The sequence below is a fragment of the Mesorhizobium sp. M7A.F.Ca.AU.001.01.1.1 genome, from assembly GCF_004022735.1.
In the GTDB taxonomy this organism is placed as follows: Bacteria; Pseudomonadota; Alphaproteobacteria; order Rhizobiales; family Rhizobiaceae; genus Mesorhizobium; species Mesorhizobium ciceri.
This window is the reverse complement of sequence record NZ_RZPF01000616.1, coordinates 1-3,991: the sequence shown is the minus strand read 5'-3', so window position 1 is coordinate 3,991 and position 3,991 is coordinate 1. Positions and strand designations below refer to the sequence as shown.

Annotated in this window: 5 protein-coding genes; 2 read left to right on the top strand and 3 right to left on the bottom strand. The window is 61.5% G+C overall.

Going from position 1 to position 3,991, the window contains the following annotated elements; all coding sequences use genetic code 11:
• Positions 1 to 248, top strand: a 248-nt coding sequence (locus tag EN884_RS28365; RefSeq protein ID WP_164895196.1) for a DUF982 domain-containing protein, incomplete at its 5' end; no start/stop codon positions are given.
• 110 nt (positions 249 to 358) lie between these two features.
• Here EN884_RS28365 and EN884_RS28360 read toward each other — a convergent pair.
• From EN884_RS28360 to EN884_RS28350, 3 genes are read right to left on the bottom strand one after another with little or no spacing between them, the layout of a single operon-like run.
• The gene (locus tag EN884_RS28360; RefSeq protein WP_063170236.1) at positions 359 to 1,165 is read right to left on the bottom strand and encodes a DUF1194 domain-containing protein; all 807 of its coding nucleotides are present in this window, start codon (positions 1,163 to 1,165) and stop codon (positions 359 to 361) included.
• Positions 1,166 to 1,207: 42 nt separating this feature from the next.
• Positions 1,208 to 1,909: a hypothetical protein gene (locus EN884_RS28355; protein ID WP_127224125.1), complete on the bottom strand. Its 702-nt coding sequence runs from the start codon at positions 1,907 to 1,909 to the stop codon at positions 1,208 to 1,210.
• 48 nt (positions 1,910 to 1,957) lie between these two features.
• Positions 1,958 to 2,956 (bottom strand): DMT family transporter, encoded by a 999-nt coding sequence (locus tag EN884_RS28350; protein ID WP_063167983.1) that lies wholly within the window; start codon positions 2,954 to 2,956, stop codon positions 1,958 to 1,960.
• 151 nt (positions 2,957 to 3,107) lie between these two features.
• Between EN884_RS28350 and EN884_RS28345 the strand changes: the two genes are divergently transcribed.
• Positions 3,108 to 3,991 (top strand): BTAD domain-containing putative transcriptional regulator (locus tag EN884_RS28345; protein WP_206617658.1); only part of this gene is annotated, 884 nt, incomplete at its 3' end.

Genomic DNA, 3,991 nt, shown 5'->3' with positions numbered 1-3,991 from the left:
CTGCGGAAGAAATCGATAGTGTTGCCGAAGCCATGATGTTCTTGCGGAAATGGCCAACGGGACGGCGCGGTCCGGTTTATCAGTGCGCGCTGAACTGTTGCTCGGCCGCCTTGTCGGGCCAGATGTCGGCCGAGGAAGCAAGGAAAGCGTTCACCGGCTTTGCCCGCATCACGCGCCTTCTCGACGATGACATGGCTTTGCCGGTAGGCGGCGAAGGCAAGGCAAGCGTGCACGCATTGCGGCGATAGGCTGTTGTCCTGACGGTCCTACAAGGTCTCGCGCTGCAGCGGCGCGGGGATCTCGTTGTGCAATGCGCTCCGGGATGGGGCCTCGAAAGTTCGTCCTACATGGCGCACTTTCACAGCGGACGGTCGTCGTTCATGCTTACTTCAGTCACGAGCTTGCGGCGAAGCGCCATGGTGTAGTCGTCTGGCCCCTTCGGCGTCATGACGAAGGCCTGGGAACCGCCAATGACCGATTTGGCAAAATAGGATGCCAGAGGTTGGTCGGGATTCTCATCCTCCGTCGGGATGGCGATGGCATTGATCGTATATCCCTTGGCTATGGCGTTCGACCTGCTCGGCTGGACGGGAAGCCCGTCGTTGTTCTCGCCATTGGAGGAGATATCGATGACTTTCTTTGCGGCCTTTCCCGGGAACTGGTCGAGCAGGAGACTGCCGATGTCGATAGCCGAGGAGACGGATGTTCCGCCACGCCCTCTGCGGATGAAGCCGGTATCGCCTTTCCTGCTGATCACCGCAGCCGCCGCTTCGGCATCTTCCAGTCCGCAGATGCTTGTCCACGGCAGCACGACGCGCGCGTGTCCGGGGCTCGACCACTCAAAATAGGCAACGCCGATGCAACCAATATAATTCCGGCTGATGGCGGCGATGATCTCTGGCGAGGTGAGTGCCGCGGCATGTCCCTCGCGTTGCATATCGGCGATCTTCGGATCGATGGATGACGAAAAGTCGACCGCGAACACGATGGCGACGTCAACGTTCGCGGCATGGGCCGAGGCCCCCCAAAACAGCGAAGCTGCAAGTATTCCTGTCACTCTCGAGATTGAACCGGCCGGCGTCAGGAGACTGCCCCAGCCTGTCGCCCGCACCAGTTTGCGAAAGGATGGGGGGCCGGCGTCCTGATGATACACACTGCCAAACATGTCATTCTCCATCTCGACATCCGGTCGTTTCAAAAAGCGGGTTCAACATGTGGAAATCTGGCGGGTGGCCTTGGTGCCCACGCCGAAGAGCAGCAGATCGGCCTTGGTCCACAAGAGATAACAGCCGAGCAAGGTCAGTGGCATGGCGAGGGCCGCGAAGGAGCCGCTCCACCAGACCTCAGGCAAAGCGCGGGCGAGGGCCACTGTCGTCGCCAGCATTGCCGGCAACCGGCTGGCGAGCACCGCACTGCGGAACGGATCGGGCCAAGCGGCCGGCCAGATCGGAATTGGCGTGCCGGGCCTGTGGAAGGTGCTGCCGAATTTGCCCAGCGCATGCAGCAGGCCGGAGGTCGCCGCAAGCAATGGATCGCCGAGCAGCAACAGGGCAATGCCGAGCCCGATCGCACCCAGGCCCGACAGGAAGTCGCCTAGACGGTTGAGGGCGGGATCGGGAGCATCCGGCCTTGCCCAGGCCCGGTGATAGGCCTCGCCGCCCCAGAAGAAGACCAGGGTGGTCAAGGTCAGCGCAACAGTGCCATGGCTGCCAGCGAAATATTCGATCACCGCCATGGTGACGCTGCTTCCCTCATGCAAGCCGACCGGCGCGGTGGCAATCTGGATCGCCAGACCGACAATGAGGCCGAGCGCATTGCCGCTGTTGTAGTAGCCACCCGGTCCCTTCATGCGGGCGCGAAGCGCCGATACCAAATGTGCGACCGGAAGAAGGATTGTCCGCGCATCCATCACTGCGCCCCCGCGACAAGTCCGGCCGGGTCTGGAATACGTTTCGCATCACCGGCAAGGGCCATCACATTCCTCCACTGGACCTGAATTGTTGGGATGACGATCGCCCGCCCGATTTGCGGACGCAGTTGCAAAGGCAGGGGCCGCGTCGAAGGATTGAACCGAAGCGGTTCGCAAGGACGTGCGTGCCTGCAGCGCTCGGTTCGACATTGCAACGGACAGGATCGCACCCAGGATGATGCCGGCACCCAAGACGCTCGCGGACGAGCTCCGCTCGCCGAGAAAGATTGCCGCGCCCAGCGCCCCGAAAACGCTTTCTGCGCTGACGATCACGGCGGCGTGGCTGGCCGGCGTAAAGCGGAGGGCAACCGTCTGTATGCCGAAGGCAATCGCAGTGGAGAACACGCCGAGGATGGCCAGTTCCGGGCCGGCTGCGGATGCGGCGGCCAGCGACAGATTGCCTTGCATTGCACCGAGCGGCAGGGCGAAGGCTGCGGCGCCGAAGAACTGTGTCGCGGCAGCGGTGAACGGCCGCGCATGCACCTGCATGTGCCGGCCCAGCTCGACTGCCCAGAGCGCATAGCAGGCAGCCGAGAGGACAGCGGTAAGATCGCCACTGCTGAACCCGGCTATCCCATCCGACAACAGCAGGGCTCCAACAAGGGTCAATCCGGCGGCGATTGTAAGACTCGCTGTCGGACGTTCGCCTACGAGAAACCAGGCGGCCAGCGGTGTCATTACCGTTGCCGTGCTTACCAGGAAGCTCGCATTGGTGACGGAGGCCCCGAGATAGCAAAGCTGCTGGAGCGTGATGGAGATGGCAAACAGCGCGCCCACCTTGGCCAAGCTGGAAAAATAGTCCGGCCCGAGCGGAAGCCGCTTCTCCATGAAGACAAAGGGCAGCACAAGCAGCCCGCCGATCAGGCATCGCAGACCCACAGCACTCAGCGCGTCGAGATGCACAAGCACCATCTTTTGCGAGACATTGCCGAAGCCCCACAAAGCGGCTGCAAACAGCAGCAGCAAATTGGCTCTTGTCCTGGACACGCGCCCCCCTCGAACCAAGCCTTTCGTTGACTTGGTCGCCTTAATTTAGCAAAGCCTAAACAGCCTGCCGTTACGGCAGCGCTTGAGCGCGAAGGCCGACTGTTGCGAAGCGTTAGTTTTGAGTTAGGATTTCGTCAGGCTGGGATAGCAAATGCAAAGTGAGGACAGCGGCGCTGCAAATAGAATCTCACTCTTCGGCGGTTTCCGGATTGAAAATGAAACGGCCGGCCCGCTTCGGCTGACCGGGAAACGAGGGCCGGCAATCATCGCCTATCTGGCCCGGTGTCCGGGCATGGCGGCGACGCGGGAGAGGCTGGCTGACCTCCTATGGGGCGACAGCGACGCTGAACATTCGCGCAACAGCCTTCGGCAGGCCCTCAGTGTCCTGCGCCAGGATCTGGCGCGAGAGGGGGTGGATCTCATCCATTCCAGCGGTGAGTTGATCGCCCTGAGGCCAGAGCTGGTTCAAGTCGACGTGGAGAAGTTCGAAACGGGTCTCTCGGCCCGTTCCGCCCAGGAGCTGGCGAAGGCCTTGGCGAACTACACCGGGCCCTTCCTCGACGGGCTTTATCTGGGAAGCAATGCGTTCGATGACTGGATCACATCGGAACGCGACAGGCTGCTCGGCCGCGCGCTTGAGTCCTTCGAAAAACTGGCCCGTCTCGTCGACCCCGATGCCGGGCTGATCCTGGCCGATCGTATTCTGACCATGGAACCGACACGGGAAGAATCCTATCGGCTCAAGATGGAATTGCTGCTCGCATGTGGCCAACGCGACAGGGCAATCAGGACATACGAAGCTTGCAGAAGCATGCTGAAGAAGGAGTTCGGCGTCGAAGCCGGCCCTGAAACGCGGGCGCTTTGGCAATCTCTGTTGCTTGCCGCCGACGACGCTTCAAATGTGCTGTCGACAAATGGTGTTCCGTCCAGCCAGCGCCTTGGGCGTCCGTCCATCAGCGTTGCCGACTTCGTTAATCTGACCGGAAAGCAAGGCGACGACTTTTTCGCCAAGGGACTTGTCCAGGACATCACGAC